The organism is Halalkalibacter sp. APA_J-10(15), assembly GCF_023017105.1.
Lineage (GTDB): Bacteria > Bacillota > Bacilli > Bacillales > Bacillaceae_D > Halalkalibacter.
The window spans coordinates 193,315-211,886 of record NZ_JALKEV010000007.1; the positions used below are offsets into that span (position 1 = coordinate 193,315).

The 18,572-nt window shown below is 39.2% G+C and carries 14 protein-coding genes; 11 read left to right on the forward strand and 3 right to left on the reverse strand.

What is annotated here, in order from left to right; genetic code table 11:
* Nucleotides 1-139: 139 nt before the first annotated feature.
* From MW695_RS10620 to MW695_RS10650, 7 genes are all read left to right on the forward strand, one after another.
* Nucleotides 140-994, forward strand: a complete 855-nt coding sequence (locus tag MW695_RS10620) for a helix-turn-helix transcriptional regulator (RefSeq protein ID WP_247105288.1) — start codon at nt 140-142, stop codon at nt 992-994.
* Nucleotides 995-1,095: 101 nt separating this feature from the next.
* Nucleotides 1,096-3,492 carry a pectate lyase gene (pelA, locus tag MW695_RS10625; protein ID WP_247105289.1) on the forward strand — a complete coding sequence of 799 codons (2,397 nt, stop codon included), beginning with the start codon at nt 1,096-1,098 and terminating at the stop codon, nt 3,490-3,492.
* A 208-nt stretch (nt 3,493-3,700) separates the two neighbouring features.
* Complete coding sequence (locus tag MW695_RS10630; RefSeq protein WP_247105290.1) at nt 3,701-4,753, forward strand: phosphate/phosphite/phosphonate ABC transporter substrate-binding protein; 1,053 nt, start codon at nt 3,701-3,703, stop codon at nt 4,751-4,753.
* A 107-nt stretch (nt 4,754-4,860) separates the two neighbouring features.
* Complete coding sequence (gene phnC / locus MW695_RS10635) at nt 4,861-5,637, forward strand: phosphonate ABC transporter ATP-binding protein (RefSeq protein WP_247105291.1); 777 nt, start codon at nt 4,861-4,863, stop codon at nt 5,635-5,637.
* A complete protein-coding gene (gene phnE, locus MW695_RS10640) occupies nt 5,630-6,445 on the forward strand; it encodes a phosphonate ABC transporter, permease protein PhnE (protein WP_247105322.1) in 816 nt (271 codons plus the stop codon). Before phnC ends, phnE (MW695_RS10640) begins: the two co-directional genes overlap by 8 nt.
* A 13-nt stretch (nt 6,446-6,458) precedes the next feature.
* Nucleotides 6,459-7,265, forward strand: a complete 807-nt coding sequence (phnE, locus tag MW695_RS10645; protein WP_247105292.1) for a phosphonate ABC transporter, permease protein PhnE — start codon at nt 6,459-6,461, stop codon at nt 7,263-7,265.
* Between the two features lie 22 nt (nt 7,266-7,287).
* Nucleotides 7,288-8,856: a bifunctional metallophosphatase/5'-nucleotidase gene (locus tag MW695_RS10650; RefSeq protein WP_247105293.1), complete on the forward strand. Its 1,569-nt coding sequence runs from the start codon at nt 7,288-7,290 to the stop codon at nt 8,854-8,856.
* Between the two features lie 292 nt (nt 8,857-9,148).
* Here the strand turns inward: MW695_RS10650 and MW695_RS10655 are convergent, their stop codons facing one another.
* Both MW695_RS10655 and uvrA read right to left on the reverse strand, forming a co-directional pair.
* A complete protein-coding gene (locus tag MW695_RS10655; RefSeq protein WP_247105294.1) occupies nt 9,149-10,888 on the reverse strand; it encodes an ABC transporter ATP-binding protein in 1,740 nt (579 codons plus the stop codon).
* A 29-nt stretch (nt 10,889-10,917) separates the two neighbouring features.
* Nucleotides 10,918-13,401, reverse strand: coding sequence for an excinuclease ABC subunit UvrA (uvrA, locus tag MW695_RS10660; RefSeq protein ID WP_247105295.1), 2,484 nt, complete (start codon nt 13,399-13,401; stop codon nt 10,918-10,920).
* Between the two features lie 140 nt (nt 13,402-13,541).
* On the opposite strand from uvrA, the gene MW695_RS10665 reads away from it, so the two are divergent.
* The 4 genes from MW695_RS10665 to MW695_RS10680 all read left to right on the forward strand — a co-directional run bounded on the left by MW695_RS10665 (nt 13,542) and on the right by MW695_RS10680 (nt 16,510).
* On the forward strand, nt 13,542-14,261 hold the full coding sequence (locus tag MW695_RS10665) for a MerR family transcriptional regulator (protein ID WP_247105296.1): 720 nt from the start codon (nt 13,542-13,544) through the stop codon (nt 14,259-14,261).
* A complete protein-coding gene (locus MW695_RS10670) occupies nt 14,258-14,980 on the forward strand; it encodes a polysaccharide deacetylase family protein (protein WP_247105297.1) in 723 nt (240 codons plus the stop codon). Before MW695_RS10665 ends, MW695_RS10670 begins: the two co-directional genes overlap by 4 nt.
* Nucleotides 14,981-15,113: 133 nt before the next feature.
* Nucleotides 15,114-16,028 carry a protease HtpX gene (htpX, locus tag MW695_RS10675; protein ID WP_247105298.1) on the forward strand — a complete coding sequence of 305 codons (915 nt, stop codon included), beginning with the start codon at nt 15,114-15,116 and terminating at the stop codon, nt 16,026-16,028.
* A 23-nt stretch (nt 16,029-16,051) separates the two neighbouring features.
* Nucleotides 16,052-16,510, forward strand: coding sequence for a low molecular weight protein-tyrosine-phosphatase (locus tag MW695_RS10680; protein ID WP_247105299.1), 459 nt, complete (start codon nt 16,052-16,054; stop codon nt 16,508-16,510).
* A gap of 259 nt (nt 16,511-16,769) precedes the next feature.
* Here MW695_RS10680 and MW695_RS10685 read toward each other — a convergent pair whose 3' ends face one another.
* Entirely contained in the window at nt 16,770-18,329 is a 1,560-nt protein-coding gene (locus MW695_RS10685; protein ID WP_247105323.1) for a Vga family ABC-F type ribosomal protection protein, read from the reverse strand.
* Nucleotides 18,330-18,572: the final 243 nt, after the last annotated feature.

Below are 18,572 nucleotides of genomic sequence, written 5' to 3' on the forward strand. Positions count from 1 at the left end.
TACATTTTAATAGAACAAGATGTCTCATTATGGTTATTTCCTAATGGGACATTTTTTTATGTTAAATGATCAGCTTTGTTAAAATGAGAAATGATATACTGATTAAAAAGGTACCTACATATAATGAAGGAGGCTACTGATGGTCAAAAATATTAATTTTTCACAAAGGGAGCATTCTTTTTATATTCATTCTGAGCCTGACGGATCTTCAAAAGGAGAAATGAGAACGTATCATTTGCACGATGATTTTGAGATTTACTTTCTTATTAAGGGTGAAAGAGCTTATATAGTACACAATACTCATTATCCGATTAAAGAGCAAAGTTTAGTCTTTATTAATCGTCATATTGCCCATAGAACGGCCACTCTTAATAACGATAACTATTATCGAATTGTAATGAATTTTAGAGAGTCATTTATTCCTCATCATGCTTTGTACTTAATTAATATTCTTTTTCGTAAAAGTCCAACCGTTGTGACATTAAGTGATCAAGATACGATGAGATTTTATAAAATAGTAGAAATTCTATTATATGAGTACAATGAGCGTCGTTGTGAATCCTCTTTGTATATTCAAGCTTTGCTTATTCAATTACTTATTTTAAGTAAAAGATTATATGAAAAACAAAGTGATAGTTCCGCAAATATTCATCATAATCAGCCTTCAGAAATACTTATTAGTAGAGTTATGAAATATATATATGATCAACTTGAAAAAGACCTTTCATTACAACAATTAGCTAAAGAATTTCATATTAGTGAGCAGCATTTATGTCGCATATTTAGTAGATGGACAGGTTGTACAGTAGTCCAATATATTAGCGCAGTCAGGGTAAATGAAGCTAAAAGACTTCTTATCGAAACCGATGAATACGTAAATAACATTAGAAAAAAAGTAGGTTACTCCAACCATGCTCATTTTTGTCGGGTTTTTAAGCAACATTTAGGAATCTCACCATCAACTTACCGGGATAAACATAGGATAAAAGGTTAGTAGAACAATATATGTAAAGAATAGAGGCTCCTTCGATCAACATTTGTAAAATGAAAACGTTTACAATTGACTTGAATAAAAAATGAAAGGAGCTGTTCTTTATGGTAAACAGATTAAAAGGTTCAATACGAATAAGTTTGCTTGTTTTTCTAATGTTGATAGTGGTAGGGTCTGTAAATGCAGAGGAAGCCATTTATCATGCAGAGGACGCAAAAGGTGAAGGGTTTATTCTGAACGATAATCATCAAGGGTATACTGGAGATGCTTTTATTCAGTTCACTCCTAATGTACCTGGAGGCTATGTCGAGTGGGATGTGGAGATTGCTACAGATGGGCTGTATACACTACAATTTCGTTATGCCCATGGTGCCTTCTTAAATCGGCCTGGTGAAGTACGCGTAAATGATGAAGTAGTAGAAGCTGAATTAGCCTTTGAATCTACGGGAGCTTGGAATGCATGGGGGACTTCTGAGATGGTAGTGGAATTGGCAGAGGGAGTGCATACAATCCGACTCACTGGTGTAGGGCCAGAGGGAGGACCTAATATTGATGTTTTAAAGGTGATTGAAGGTTATGATGAAGGGGAACAACCAGATGCCCCTAGCTATCCAGTCGTTCCATTGGAAGAGCGTTTCAATGAAGAGCCTATTAAACGTTGGCATGAAGAAGGGCTATTGCTTACTGAGCAATCGAAGCAATTAAATCAACCTGTAAAGCAGCTACAGTTTTTGGCGGCGATTAATTCCCTTTTTGGCTATACGAATGAAGTGACCTTTAAAGGGGTTGATCCTGTCCCTTTTTCACAGGATTGGGGTGTAGGAGAAAATTCGTGGTATCTCTATGTACTGCAAGCTGCACATAAGGCTGGATATTTAGAGGACATGAATTCGATCAATGTAAACAAGCCTATTACAAGAGCGGAGGCGGCGTTTATGATTGCCAACGCTTTACAGTTAGATGAGGATACTGAGACAGCGAACCAATTTCGCGATTTGAATAGACAAGATGAATTAGTGAAAGGAGCCATTGGTGCAGTCATTGCTAGTGAGCTATTAGAGCCACATACAAATAAAACGTTTAACCCTAATAAGCCCCTTACCTTTCAGAATTTACAACTAATCATTGAGAAGATTCAAGAATATTCCCAAGTGGGAGATCAAGAGGTTCGTATTATAAGCGTGGATGCACTAAGCCCAACAACAATAGCAGTCACGTTAAATGGCTTCTTTGAGGAAATTAGTCCATATGATATCGAAGTGGCATATGGAGCAGGTGCATGGGCTACATTAAATCCACAACTAAGCAAGCTTGAAGTGACGCAAGCTAGTATTGGTGTGAACCAACTAGGTTACAGCGTTTTATTGTATGAATTGGAGCATGCGCTAACGAATGATGCCAAGGTTGCAGCGATTGAACACATTCCGGATGATTCCTATAACCAAGACATTGTGGATCAGGCTAATAACTTGATTACATGGCAAATGGAGCACGGAGGTTGGACGAAGAACTTCCCACATATTTATACGCGAGAGTGGGACGGGGTTGAATCGCGATCTGAATGGGTTTCCAATGGTGTCGAGCTAGGAACAATTGATAATGATGCAACGATTAATGAAATAAGAACCGTTGCAGCTGCTTATAATATGACAGGTGACCCACGTTTTAAGGAAAGTGTTGATCAAGGCTTTGAATTTTTATTTAAGCTGCAATATCCATCTGGTGGCATAAGGCAAGTTTATCCACAAAGGGGCGCTGATGAATCTAGCTCAGTATGGTATTCAAATTATGTGACGTTCAATGATGCGGCCATGACAAATGTACTTGAATTGTTTGACGAGGTGGTAAATAGAGAAGAACCATTCCATACAGATGTAGTGAATGATGAGTTCATTCAAGAGATGGAGTCTTCTATTGAGTTAGCATTAGATTATATATTAAAAGCACAAATTGAAGTAGATGGTCAATTAACAGCATGGGGGCAGCAGCATGATCCTGTTACGTATGAACCGCAACATGGCCGAAGTTATGAACATCCATCGATAACGGCGAGTGAGTCAATACCTGTGATCCGTTGGTTAATGGCTAGACCTGAGCAAACAGAAGAGGTTCAAACGGCGGTGAGTAGTGCCCTGTCTTATTTTGATCAAGTGAGAATAGAGAATACTCGTTATGATAATCGAACATATCCTTACTTTTTGGATCATTCAGGGAGTACAGTATGGTATCGTTTTTATCAAATTGGAACGGATCTCCCAATATTTTCAGGTAGAGATGGTGTAATTAAGCATAATTTAGACGAAATAGAAGAGGAAAGAAGATTAGGATATTCTTGGGCGGGAACTTGGCCACAGCAACTATTAGAGGTGGCACAAACAACAGGTTATTATGAAAATAAGGTTTATGCTCGGGTTTTACGTGATCAATCAAAGGATCATCTAAATCGTTCACTTGCTCTTGATTCGATTGTGAAAACGACTAATCGTATTCAAGCTGATTAAATGTTGGGAAATGCATCGCATATGAATGGCGGTGCATTTTTCATTTATGAATTGATGGATATCGAATGATTATTTATGTGGAATCTATCATTTTGAAATGTGAAACTACTTGATTTACATAAACTTAAACTCTTCTTAATAGCACATTAATAGTTGATTTGTATGATGTCTATAAGTTTCAATTTAATAGTTTGAGAGGGGAAGTTAGATGTTAAAGAAGCCATGGTTAGCTATTATCGTGATTTTGATCACATCACTAGTTGCGTGTGGAACGAATGATGAGAGTGGAGAAGAGGAAAGAAACAACGAGGGAGAAGGATCAACAATCATTGACACATTATCTATTGGCTTTGTCCCATCACGCGATCCAGATGAAATTATTACGGCAACGGAGCCGTTAAAGGATTTGTTGACTGATCAGTTAGCGGAATTAGGTTATGAAGTAAGTGATGTAGATATTACAGTTGGAACGAATTATGAAGCAGTAGGCGAAGGTCTTTCTGCAGGAACGATTGATGTTGGCTTAATACCTGGGGGAACATATGTGTTATATGATGACGGAGCGGAGGTCATATTAACAGCGACTCGTGCAGGGTTAAACAATGATTCAGATGATGCAAGTGAATGGAATGCCAATAAACCAACTGAGCCGGTAGAGGATCAAGTTACGTATTATCGTGCACTTATTATTGCTGGCCCATCTGATAAAGGACAAGAGTTAGCAGACAAGGTTAATAACGGTGAGGAGTTAACATTTGACGATGTGAATCATGCTTCTTGGGCTGTGATGTCGTCTTCATCTCCAGCAGGTTATATATACCCAGCTTTATGGCTTCGCGAGCATTATGATCAGACGATTACCGATCTAGATCAAGTGGTGCAATCTGATTCATATGGAAATGCGTTTGCTCGACTGGCAGCAGGACAAATCGATGTGCTTGTAACGTATGCTGATGCAAGAAGAGATAATGAAGATGCGTGGACAACGGAGTTCGGACGTAGTGATTCGATTTGGGATGAAACAAACGTGATTGGTGTCACACCAGGGATTTACAATGATACGATTAGTGTGAGTCGTCATTCTGATAGTATGGATGATGATCTGAAAGCAGCGTTACAGCAAGCATTTATTAATATGGCTGAAACAGAAGAAGGAAAAGAAGTGATTTCGATTTATAATCATGAAGGCTATCAAGAAGCGAAGTCTGCAGATTACGATAATGAAAGAGAAGCGCAGCAGCTAGTTCAATCACTGAATTAAGTAGCGAGATAAAGGTGAAATGAGAACATGATTATCGTGTTCTCATTTCCTTTTAAACAGGAAAACGAATAGTATATTTGGATTTTGAAAAAGAACGGAGCGTAAACATGATTGATTTTAAGGGAGTAGAAAAGGAATATACGAATGGAGTAAAAGCACTGCAATCTGTAGATCTATCTATCAAGCAAGGAGAGTTTGTAGCTGTTATAGGGCTCTCGGGTGCGGGGAAATCTACACTCATTCGTTGTATTAATCGTATGCATGACATTACTAATGGGACCATTCATGTATTTGGTATTAATGTGTCTACATTAAAAGAAAGAGAGATTAGAAAGCTACGCAGAAGGATTGGGATGATCTTTCAATCTTTTAACCTTGTAACGAGAACAACAGTCTTAAAAAATGTCCTTGTCTCTTTTGTACCGGAATTGTCATTGTGGCGTAAAGTTCTCGGATTGTACACAACAGAGCAGAAAATAAAAGCGTTATCCGCACTTGATAAGGTAGGGATCGTTGATAAGGCGTATGTTCGTGTCGATCAGTTGTCGGGGGGGCAGCAGCAACGTGTTGCACTTGCTCGTACTCTCGCGCAAAATCCAGAAATTTTGTTAGCTGATGAACCGATTGCGTCACTAGATCCGGTGACAGCTCGTGTGGTTATGGATGACTTTAAAAAAATTAATCAAGAAATGGATATATCCGTGATTATGAATATTCATCATGTCGAAATTGCCTTAGAATATGCGGATCGAATTATTGGTATAAGACAAGGTCAAGTTGTTTTTGATGGAAAAGCAAATGATGTGACTAATGACGTACTTGATTATATTTATGGGAAGAAACATGATAGAAAAGAGGTGGTTATGACTCGTGCATATGTATGATAAAGTATTTCCTCCGAAGAAAATGCAACTTCCTAATGGAAGAGTTGTAAAGGAAAAGCGATCACGAGTACCTCTTATTATCCTACTGGTACTTGTAGCTGTTGTGATTTCAATTGAAGCAACTCAATTTGATATACGGGTGCTGTGGAGAAGATGGAGTGAATTCTTTGTCATTATTGGGCAAATGATTCCTCCTAATTGGGGCTATGTTCCTCATTTGTGGGGAGCATTAATGGATACGATTAAGATGTCCTTTTTGGGGTCTTTTTTAGGATCCATTGTAGCTGTACCAGTAGCCATCTTAGCAGCTTCTAATATGATGAAAAGGGGCTGGCTGGCGGCACTTATGAAGGTGTTGTTAAGTATTTTACGTACGCTTCCTACACTCGTATCAGCTCTTATTGCGACGTTTATTTTTGGGTTAGGGACGCTTGCTGGGACGGTCGCTATTTTCTTGTTTACTGTCGCATATGTTGGAAAGCTGTTGTATGAACAGATAGAAACGGTTGATATGGGCGCTTTTGAGGCAATGGAATCAATTGGACATAATCGAATACAAGCGTTTCGATATGCCATTTTCCCTCAAGTGCTTCCGAATTATCTATCGACTTCATTGTTTTGCTTTGAAGGTAATGTTCGTTATGCCGCTATTTTAGGGTATGTAGGTGCTGGAGGAATCGGACTTCTCTTAAATGAGGGTTTAGGGTGGCGTGATTATTCGAGTGTAGGAATGATATTACTTATGCTAGCTATAACGGTTTATGTCATTGAAAGCATCAGTGAGCATTTCCGCAAGAAGCTACTATAAAGGAGTATAGAGTATGTTGATCATTGAAAACCAATTACAAGCAGAGCCGCGAAATTATCGATATGTGATGATCATTTCATTGATTGTTCTATTATTATTCGTGTGGTCACTTTCAACCGTAAATATGCAAAATATGAGTGAAGGTGGCTGGCTAATTGCTTCCAACATTTTGAGAGGGTTGCTTAGCCCCGATGTAGGTCTCTTATTCAATTTAACGAGCCAAGGAGTGGCGTACCTTTTAATCGAGACCATTTCGATTGCCTTATTAGGGACACTGTTAGGATCAATTCTTGCAATCCCTTTAGCCTTTTTATCAGCATCAAATGTTGTCCCAAAGCCGGTCGCTCTTCTAACACGGATTTTCTTGATTTTTATTCGCACAGTACCAGCTCTTGTATATGGATTAATGTTTATTCGTGTGACAGGTCCTGGCCCGTTTGCTGGAGTTTTGACGATTTCGCTTGTGTCAATTGGGATGTTAGCGAAATTGTATGTGGATGCCATTGGAAATTTAGATACGAGTGTGTTTGAATCAATGACGTCATTAGGATGCTCAACTTTGGAGAAAATAAGATATGGAATCATTCCACAATTATTTTCGATTTTTCTCTCTATTATGATTTATCGTTTCGATATGAATTTGCGTGATGCAGCTGTACTTGGTTTAGTTGGTGCGGGTGGGATTGGCGCTCCTCTTATATTCGCTATGAATAGTTATCGTTGGTCAGAGGTAGGGTCTATATTAATAGGACTTGTCATTCTCATCTTAATGGTCGAGTGGTTTTCAAATCGTATAAGAGCTAAGCTTGTAAATGGTTAAATGTTGAAAGGGTGATTAAGTGATGAAAGAAATAGAAATTGTCATTTTAGGAACATCAGATGTTCATGGGAAAATCTCTTCCGTTAACCATGTAGATAAAACGAAAGATGACCAAAAAGGTATGGCGAAAGCTGCTACATATATCCAGGCTGAACGAAAATTGAATAAACATGTATTGTTAATTGATAATGGAGATTTAATTCAAGGGACTCCCTTTGCTCATTATGCGATGACTGAAACGGAAGTACTGAATCCGATCGTACAAGTACTTGATTATTTACAGTATGATGCTGCTGTGCTAGGAAATCATGAGTTTAATTATGGGAAGGAAAGGCTAGACAAAGTCGTATCTCAATCTTCTTTTCCTTGGCTATCTGCTAACATTGTGAAAAAAGGGACGAATGAACCTTATTTTGGACAGCCTTATATGATAAAGGAGTTTGATGGTGTGAAGGTTGCAGTATTAGGATTAACGACAAAGTATATTCCTCATTGGGAATCAGATCGTCATATAGAAGCATTTGATTTTCTTGATCCCGTAGATAAAGGGAGGGAATGGGTTCGCTTTTTAAAGGAGGAGGAGCAAAGTGATATTGTCATTGTTTCTTATCATGGAGGGTTTGAATATGATCCGGTGACGAATAAAAAGATCGCTGAACATACGGGGGAAAACCAAGCAAACGAGCTTCAAGCTCTTGAAGGTGTCGATGTGCTGTTGACGGGACACCAGCATTTACAATATGCAGTTGTAACAGAGGAGCAGAAAGTGATGCTGCAACCGGGAACTCAGGCTGAATTTGTTGGCAAAGTGGACTTGACTGTTAGAAAAGAAGGAAATGAAGTTAGTATTCAAAAGGTTATTGCGGAGTTAATTCCGATAAATTTGTGTATGCCTGATGATACGATTGTGAGTATGTTAAAGCCAATCGAGTTAGAAGTGGATGAATGGTTAGATGAGAAAATTGCCACAGTTTCTCATAGAGTAGCCATAGAGGATCCAATACATGATGTGTGGCTTCAAGAGCATCCTTTTATTGAATGGATCAATCGAGCAATGATGAAGCATACAGGCGCAGCTATTGCTTGTACTTCATTGCTACGTCCAGATACACTCGATATAAATGAAGCGGTTAGTCGTCGTGATGTTCATGCGCTCTACCCATATCCTAACTCCCTTGCCGTTGTTGAATTAACAAGCGAGGATATTCGTCAAGCGTTAGAAGTATCTGCTTCTTTTTTAATGGTTCATGAAGATGGACAAGTGTATATTAACTCAGATTGGGAGAGGCCACGTCTACTAAGCTATAATTATGACATGTGGGAGGGGATTGAGTATACGATTGATTTAAGACGTCCGATTGGCGAGAGAGTGGTGGACTTATCACTTGATGGAGAGCCGTTAAAGAATGGACTTTATGAAGTCGTTACAAGCAGTTATCGCGCGAGTGGTTCAGGAGGATACTATATGTTTGGCAAGGGTAAAATCATCAAAGATTACAATCGGGATATGGTAGAGCTACTTGTTGAAGACTTGAAAAGAGAGGGGGAATTACTTGTTGAAGTAAATCAGAATTGGAAGGTGATTTATTAAAGAAGTGCATAAAAGAGACTGCATCAAAAGAGCTTCAGGTAAAGGGACGTTCAATTGGTGAACCTCTTTCCGCTAAAAGGCGAAAAGACCCTTGTCCGAGAAGGAATGGTAATCCTCATTCCGCTATTCGAGCAAAATGAGGCTAATTTGAGTAAGAAAAACTAAAATAGAGGAATGAGGAACCGTAACAATATGAAAATGCGAGATAGAGAGAGAATAGAGGAATGAGGAACCGCATGGAGCGCATGATCATGAGCTTGTGTCCCGCCTCCACCCTAGTCTCTTTTGAGCATTATGTCAGCTGTTGCTCTGCAAATTCTCGATAAAGTGTATGAGAAGCGACCAACTCCTGATGACTACCAATACCTGTGATCTCCCCTTTTTCAATAAAGATAATTTGATCGGCATTGACGATGGTTGATAATCGGTGGGCAATAACAAAGGTTGTTCTCCCTTCCATAAGGCGTGTGAGAGCTTGTTGAACGATTCCCTCTGATTGACTGTCTAAACTCGCTGTTGCTTCATCCATCATTAATATTTTTGGATCACGTAAAAAAGCCCGTGCGATCGCGATTCGTTGCCGTTGTCCCCCCGAAAGCTTTATGCCCCTTTCTCCGACCTCTGTTTCCAGCTGGTCTGGGAATTGTTTGATAAACTCATCAGCGAAGGCCATTTTTGCTACTTCCCAAAGCTTGCTATCATCAATGTCTTTCATATGATCTAAACCATAGCAAAGGTTTGCACGGATGGTCCCAGCCATCATCGGACTGTCCTGTGAGACGTAACCGATTTGACTGCGCCATGATTTCATAGAAAGTTGCTGTATAGGTGTATGTCCAATTTTAATCAATCCTGTATTCGGCTCATAAAACCGTTCGAGGAGTCCGAACATCGTTGTTTTCCCACCACCACTCGGTCCAGCAAACGCGATCATTTGACCTGGCTCTACTCGGAATGAAACGTGATGTAAAACGGGCTCATTCTCCGTATAAGAAAACGATACATCTTCGACAGAGATCGGTTCGTTTGTAATATCCATGTCGATTCCGACATTTTGTCCCTCTTCTTCCTTGATATCAAGAATATCTACAATACGCTCAGTGGCTCCTTTTGCTTTTTGAAGCTGTGTGAAGAACATCGTAAAGGATGTGATAGGGAAAATAATTTGAAATAGATAAAGAAGAAAGGCAACGAGTGAGCCTGTAGTCATTGAACCATCTGCTACTCGAATACCACCATATCCAATGATGACAACAATGACGATCATGACAACTAAATACATAAATGGAGCAATAAGAGCAAAGATACGTGCTTCTCGTAGACCGTATTTTAATAACTTTTCAATTCCAGACATGCCTTTCTTTTCTTCCATCTGCTCTGCGTTAGATGCTTTCATTAGACGGATTTCACTTAATGTTTGTTGAACACCTCCTGTGAAGGTAGCTGTTTCGTCTTGTAACCCTCTAGAAATCTTCGCCATTCGACTACCTAGTGGAACCATAATGCTAATTGTAATAGGAACGGAAATAAGCATAAGTAATGTCATTTTCCAGTCCATGATGAATAGAATGATTACCGCACCAATAATCGTAATAATCCCAGTAACAAATTGAGGGAAGTGTTGAGAAATCAAATCCTTCACGATGCCTGTGTCATTGACGACCCTGCTAACCGTTTCTCCACTTGTTTTTGTATCATAATATCGGACAGGGAGGCGTAGAAGTTTAAACCACATTCTTTGTCGCAGAGAAGCGACAATCTTCTGCCCGACATAGGCAAGTAAGTATGTCGAGAAGCCGTCAATAACGGCTTGTATGATGAAAACAAGCGCAATGATCCCAATTAAGGTAAGGTTAAGGGATTCGGCTGAGAAGCCATCGACCATTTCGCGAGTTAATAATGGAATGGAAAGGCCAACTAATGTTGTAATGAAGCTCCCTACTAAGCCAAGTGTTAACGCTAGCTTTGGTATACTTGTTGAAAAGATTAAAGAGAAAAAAGGTTTGAGACTGTTGTTTTGTTCGTTATCCATTTAAGGGCTCCTTCATTTTAAAGATGAGATTATGTTGTTTGCTTATGGCTCGATTTTAAATAACGACCTGTATAGGATTGAGGTGTAAGTGCGATTTGTTTAGGTGTACCTTGTACAACGATTTCACCGCCACGTTCCCCTCCTTCAGGACCCATGTCAATGATCCAATCTGCTTGTGCTATAACTTCGATAGTATGTTCGACAACGATTACGGTGTTTCCTGCATCAACAAGTCGATTTAGGAGGAGAAGTAACTGCTTAATATCACTTTGATGTAATCCGGTTGTTGGCTCATCGAGTATATACAATGTATGACCAGTTTTCTGTTTATATAATTCTTTTGCTAGCTTTAATCTTTGACCTTCCCCTCCAGATAGTGTTGTTACAGATTGTCCCCAGTTTAAATAACCGAGTCCAATTTCACATAGAAGATTAATAATAGGTGCTATTTTTTTATGGTCTTGAAAGAGAGCTTGAGTTTCGGCAATAGACATATCTAATAACTCGGATATTGAATAGCCTTTAAATGTAACGCTTAAAATTTGGTCTTTAAATCTTTTTCCTTTGCAGGCAGGGCAAGTCACTTCTACATCAGGTAAGAAGTGCATATTTGTCGTTACAAAACCAAGGCCTTGGCAATGCTCACATCTTCCCCCAACGGTGTTAAAGGAGAAATCCTTTGGTTTGAGTTCACATTCTTTTGCGAGAGGAAGGGCAGCATAGACGTGACGAATAAATGAAAAGACATCTGTGTATGTTGCAACATTCGATCGTTGCATTCTTGTAAGTGGTGCTTGGCTAACTGTAACTAAATTCTTAATATGTTCAAGGCCTGTGATTCTTTCGTAACCTGTTGATCCTTTTGTTGAAATTGTTGAAAGGATGTCAAATACTAAGCTGGATTTTCCTGAGCCAGACACTCCAGTTACAGCAATAAAGCATTGGAGTGGGAATTTGGCAGTAATGTTTTTTAAATTATGTTTAGTGGCATGGTGGATAGTAAGATAATGACCGTCGCCTTGTCTGTATTGACTTCGATCAGGTGATTGAGTGGTATGTTTAAGGTATGAGCCTGTAATGGAAGATGGTTGATTAATAATTTCAGTTGGACTTCCTTCACCAACGATCGTTCCGCCGAACTTCCCAGCACCAGGTCCGATATCAATAATATGGTCAGCACTTCTCATAACATCACGATCGTGCTCGATTAAGAGAACTGTGTTTCCTAAATCTCGTAGCTGCTGCATAATCGTAATGAGTCCATCTGTATCTTTTGGATGGAGACCGGCAGTTGGCTCATCTAAAATGTATAAGACTCCAGTTAAACCTGATCCGAGAATTGTCGCTAAGCGTAGCCGCTGTGCTTCCCCTCCAGATAACGTAATGGTTTGGCGATCTAAGGTTAGATATCCTAAACCAACCTTCATAATCCTTGTTAATTTAGTTTTAAAATCATGGATAATCGTTTCCGTGAAGTCATAGTGATCAGTCGAAAGTGATTGCTTAAGCTCATTTAACCATTGAAGCACCTCTTCAAGAGATCGGTTAGCTAAAGCTGTAATAGATTGTCCACACATCTTTACTTTTCGTGCTTCTGATTTTAAGCGCTCCCCGTTACAAGTAGGACATGTTTTTGTATAAAATAGCTGTGCTTCACCGGATAGTCCGCCTTTTTCCTTATACCTCCTCCAAATACTTGTAAGTACCCCTTCGAATTTTCCTTGGCCTACTGTCTTAGGTGGTTGTTTATCTGGGAAATGAGCCATAAAAGCCGCACTTTCTACACCGTAATAGAGCAAATCCTTTTGAAGAGTGTTCCATTGTTTCAATGGAAGGGTTAAATCAATATCAATCTCATAATAGCGAGTAGCTGCTTGTAGGATACTTATTTGATAATCACGTAATTGCCCCTTCCAAATGGTGACACCATCGTCTTGAATAGTCTGATTATCATTAAAAACTAGGCTAGTTTGCAATTCTGCAACGTGTCCAAGTCCATCACATGAGAGACATGCTCCTTCAGGTTTATTAAATGAGAAATGACTACGTGTTAATTTTTCAAACCGATGTTTGCAGTGGGGGCAAGTTTGATATTGCTTGAATGGATGATCTTCAAATTCCTCTTTGTCGATGATTGGATGTATAGTATTTTCGCAACTAGGACAAGACCTTTCACCTAATTTCTCGTAAAGTACACGTAAGAATGTATACATATCTGTGATCGTTCCTACTGTGGATCGTGGGTTACGGTTTGTGACATGTTGATTAATACTAATAGATGGTGAGAGACCTGTAATAGAGTCGACTTTTGGTTTACTAACAGAGTCTGTTGTCATGCCCATCGATTCCATGTATTGACGCTGACATTCTCTTTGTAGAGTGTCTAGCGCAAGTGTTGATTTGCCTGAGCCAGAAGGTCCAGTTAGTACAACTAATTGATTTTTGGGGATTTGCAGTGAAATGCTTTTTAAGTTATGCTCTCGTGCTCTTTGAATAATAATTGAATCTTTCAAATGATTCCCTCCTTTTGTCATTACCACTTCATCTTATAACATTAATGCAAGTGCTAAGGTTTTAAAGATTCTTCATGATATAATAAATATTAATCCGTCAAGTAGATTTAAGGTTTTACAATAAGGATAGGGGTGGTGAGATGATAAGGCCTATTGAAGTAGCACGACGTTTGAAGATCAGTACAAGTGCACTTCGTCATTATGAATCATGGGGGCTTGTACCAAAAGTAAAGCGAGCTTCAAATGGTTATCGAGAGTACACAGACGAACATGTTGCCTATTTTGAATGTATCCGGGCAATGAATACAGGTTTTGGGATGAATGTTATTAGAGAAGTAATGCCACTCATTCAAGAAGCGCGCATTACGGAGGCATTATGGATTGTCAATAACGTCCAAGTGGACATGCATAATCATAAAAAGAAAGCTGAGCAAGCTCTTGCTATACTGGAAAGAGATGAAAGTGGTGAAAATGTTCCAGCTTTTAAGAAAAAAACGTATACAATTGGAGAAGCCGCTGAGCAGATTGGTGTTCCAGTTTCAACATTAAGGCATTGGGAGAAGGAAGGGCTAATCAAACCAAAGAGAGATGGTGAAAATGGTTATAGGATTTATTATGCACCAGATCTTCGTAAACTCCTTGTTATTAGGTCGCTACAGACAGCGGTGAAATCATTAGAAACTGTGCGAGAAGTATTAGAGGAGATGGATCAAAATAATATTGCTGAAGCGATTAAAAAAACGAAGGAGTCTTTAGTTTATTTGGATTATATTATCAAGGAACAGCTTAGAGGAATGGGCTTTTTATATCAATTATGTGAAATAATAGATCGAAAAAAAGGGGGGGAGGAAGAATTATGAAAAGAAAGAGCATAGTGGTTCTCAGTGTGAGTTTACTTGTTATGATGGGAATAGGTTATAGCTTAAATGAATTTTCTAGTGCTAGAAGTGTTCAGTTATTTGGAAATATTGTTCCTAAAGTGGACACAGATGACAAAGTCGTTGCTTTGACGTTTGATGATGGACCAGGGGAGTTTACGGATGATATTTTAGCTATTTTAAATGCGAAAGGGATCAAAGCGACTTTTTATTTGACAGGGTTAGAAATTGAGCAAGATTTTGCTGCGGCAGAGAGAATCGTAGAGGAAGGGCATGAGGTAGGGAATCACTCATATTCTCATCCACGAATGGTTTTCAAATCTCCATCATTTATAGAAATTGAAGTTGAGCAAACAGATCAGCTGATTCGCTCGATTGGCTATGAGGGTGACATCCATTTTCGTCCTCCTTATGGCAAAAAGCTTGTGTTTCTTCCATATTATTTATCTAAGGGTGATCGTAAAACCATTATGTGGAGTATTGAGCCTGAATCTTATCCGGATGTGGCAGATGACGCGGATCTTATTGTTGAACATGTTGTTGAACAAATCGAACCTGGTTCCATTATTTTGCTCCATGTCATGTATGAGAGCAGAATTGAATCATTGAAAGCTGTAGAAGGAATTGTGACGGAATTAGAGGAATTAGGTTATACATTTCAAACGGTATCAGAATTGTTGGAGTATGAGATGGAAGGATAAAATACTTAAAGTGAATGTCTAGCGAATGGATTTAGGTCCATTGACTTATGTAAGAAGGCTAAAAGTCATAAGCTTGTTAATGGAAATCATGTTACAATATGAACAGATTATAATTACTTAGGAGGAGAAGGCAGTGGGGAAACGAGTATTACTGTTTATTATTACGAATATTCTTGTCATGACAACGATTGTTATTGTCTGGTCGTTAATTACAAGATACACGGGAATTAGTGGTTCTTTTGAAGATGGTAGTGGGGGGTTAGGAATTGATTATGGTTCGCTAATGGTATTTAGTATATTGGTAGGTTTCACAGGAGCATTCATCTCACTTGCGATGTCACGCTTCGTTGCGAAAAAGATGATGAGGGTGAAGGTGCTAGATCCAGATGGAAGCCTGACTGCCCAAGAGCGAGCGGTTGTCGAGAAGGTACATAGATTGTCACGAGCTGCAGGTTTAGTTCATATGCCAGAGGTAGGTATTTATCAATCACCAGAAGTGAATGCTTTTGCAACAGGTCCATCAAAGAAAAGATCGTTAGTCGCTGTTTCATCAGGCTTGCTGAATGTGATGGATGATGATGCGGTTGAAGGGGTCATTGCCCATGAGGTCGCTCATGTTGTAAATGGCGATATGGTCACGATGACGCTACTACAGGGTGTGATTAATACGTTTGTTGTGTTCTTCTCACGTATTGCGGCGATTTTGGTTTCGCGTTTAGTTCGTTCTGAACTACAGTGGATTGTTCGGTTTGCGGCGATAATTATTTTCCAAATCTTGTTCTCGATCCTTGGAAGCTTGGTAGTTAATGCGTATTCACGATATCGCGAATACCATGCCGATCAAGGTGGAGCTGATTTGGCAGGAAGAGATAAAATGGCTCATGCACTACGTTCATTACAGCAGCATATTGAACGTGCAAATGTGAATGATCATACGGATGATTCGGCTGTGCAGACAATGAAAATTAGCGGAAAAGGGAATGTGATGAAGCTGTTCTCCTCTCACCCTGATTTAAATGATCGAATTGCTCGTTTAGAACAAAGGTAGGCATAATGAAGAGGTGAGTACGAATGATTCATGTGTTATTTGTTTGCTTAGGCAACATATGTCGCTCACCAATGGCAGAAGCTGTATTTCGCCATTTAGTAGAGCAAGAAGGGTTAAGTGACCAAATTGTTATTGATTCTGCAGGTACAGGGCCGTGGCATGTTGGGAAGCGACCTCACAAAGGGACACTAGCCAAGCTAACAGAATACAAGATTTCTTCTGAAGGCATGAAAGCAAGACAATTGCAAAAAGAAGATGCAAAAGCATTTGATTATATTGTCGCAATGGATGAAAGCAATCTGACAAATATTAAGCGAGTGATAGGTGAGCCAGAGGGTGTGATGGTTATTCGGTTACTCGATTTGACAGAGCATAAGAAGGATGTGCCAGATTCCTATTACTCAAATGATTTTCAGGAGACGTATGATCTAGTGTTAGATGGATGTCAAGCACTATTGAAGGAAATTAAAAAGACCATCTAGACTGAAGAAATAGCCATTGATAAAGGAACTCCCTTTTCAATGGCAGTTTTTTTAAACTTAAAGGGCACCAAGAAGTTAAAAAGCAAACTTTTTTGGTGCCCTCCCTATCGCGTTTTCCTTATTGACTTGTCTGGGTTTAAGGTAAAATTTGTGAAAAGTTTGCTGTTTAAGTAAATTCGCTGGTGACGTCGAGTCCGTACGTGAAAGTAAAACACGTTCATCCAAACTGAAAATCTGTCTACCAACTTCATAGCTTCTCTTACAACTTTTTCTTTTCAGCTAATAATTGTTGAAATTCTTTTTCTAATTGATCAGAAGGGCTTATACTTAGTAAGCTTAGTATTTCTGTAATCCGTGTTTCAATGATTAATTTCCGATCATCGCTGTTTTGTGTAGGTCTTTCTTTGTGAGCTTGATATTCCTCATACGTTCCAGCAAAGACATGAAGCTTCTTCTGGTTAATCTCAATCACTTTTGTAGCAACGCTCTTAATGAATTGGCGGTCATGAGATACGAATAGAACGGTTCCTTCATATTCCTGTAAGAGAGCTTCTAATGCTTTAACGGCTTCAATGTCAAGAAATGTAGTCGGTTCATCTAAAATCAACGTATTGCAATGACTGACAAATAGCTTAGCAAGAGCTACTTTGACTCGTTCGCCGCCACTTAATACATGCACAGGCTTATGAACGTCCTGCCCTAAAAAATGGAGTCGTGCTAAGACGGTTCGAATGAGTGTTTCACTTTGTTTTGAGGTTTCCTTCACGTTCATTAAAATACTTTCCTTCGTTTGTAGAAGGGAAAGGTGCTGGCTTAAATAACCGACGATGACAGCTGGTGATATGGATACTTCTTTATTTGGTGAGATCAATTGGTTGAGTAAGGTTGTTTTACCACTTCCATTTTTCCCAATGATCGCTATTTTTTCTCCACCGTAAATAAAGAACGATTGCTTGCTCCATAAAGTTCGGTTATCGATTTGTCCTACTAGCTGTTCAACTCGAATGATCATCCGCCCGTGGAAGGCTTCTTGGTTCGGTATTTCCATTTTTAGTTCGGTCAAATCTTTAGGCTTTTCAATTTCTTCGATCTTTTCTAACCGGGTTTCAAGAGCTTTAGCGGTTTGCTGAAGCTTTTTTTGTTTTTTGGCGAAATACGGTTTTGCACCAGTTATTTTGGCCTCTGAACGACTTACATTCTTTGGCTTCTTCGTCGCTTTTGCAGCACGTTTTTCTTTGCCTGCGATGGCACGTTCAAGCTTATTCTTTTCTTTCATATACTTATCGTATTCCTCGTGATGATGAGATCTGTGATGATCCTTTTGTTCGATGTACGACGAATAGTTTCCGTTATACATGTTAAGATTACTATCTTCAATTTCCCATATGGTCGTACATAATTGATCGAGGAACGCACGGTCATGGGAAACAATGACAAACGCTCCAGACCAATTTCGTAGTTTCTGCTCAAGCCATTCAATATGTTCTTTGTCTAAGTGAGTGGTTGGTTCATCTGCAAAAAGAATAGTTGGCGATTCTTGTATGGCTTGTTGAATATAGGCTTGAGTCATTTCACCACCACTTTTTCCATCAACCATTTCTTTAAGCTGAGGAAGAAGGAATGTTGTAACATCAGAGTTAATGGTTCCTTTAGTAGGCTTCTGTTTACGAGCAAGTATGTGTAGCAAGGTCGATTTTCCAGTGCCATTTTTACCGATTAATCCAATTCGATCCTGTTGATGTATCGTTAATTTCTCCGCCTTTAATAATGTATTTCCTTGTATTTCAATGACGATTTGATGCCCTTCAAGTAATAGCATATATATCCAGCTCCTTATGTGCTTAAGAGGCGACTGAAAAAGTACAAATTGACCTTTTTTAGTGCCGATGGTAGGAGACATGAAAAAGCCTCCTATCTGACAGGATCAGAATAGGAGGCATAAAGGTACACATGCCGAATAGAGAAGAAACAGGTGTCTGTTTCATTCTAATCCTATTCTGAATCAAAGAATCGAAGAGCACGCACAAATTCATAAAAGCGGTCGTCGCTTTTAGTCGAAGTA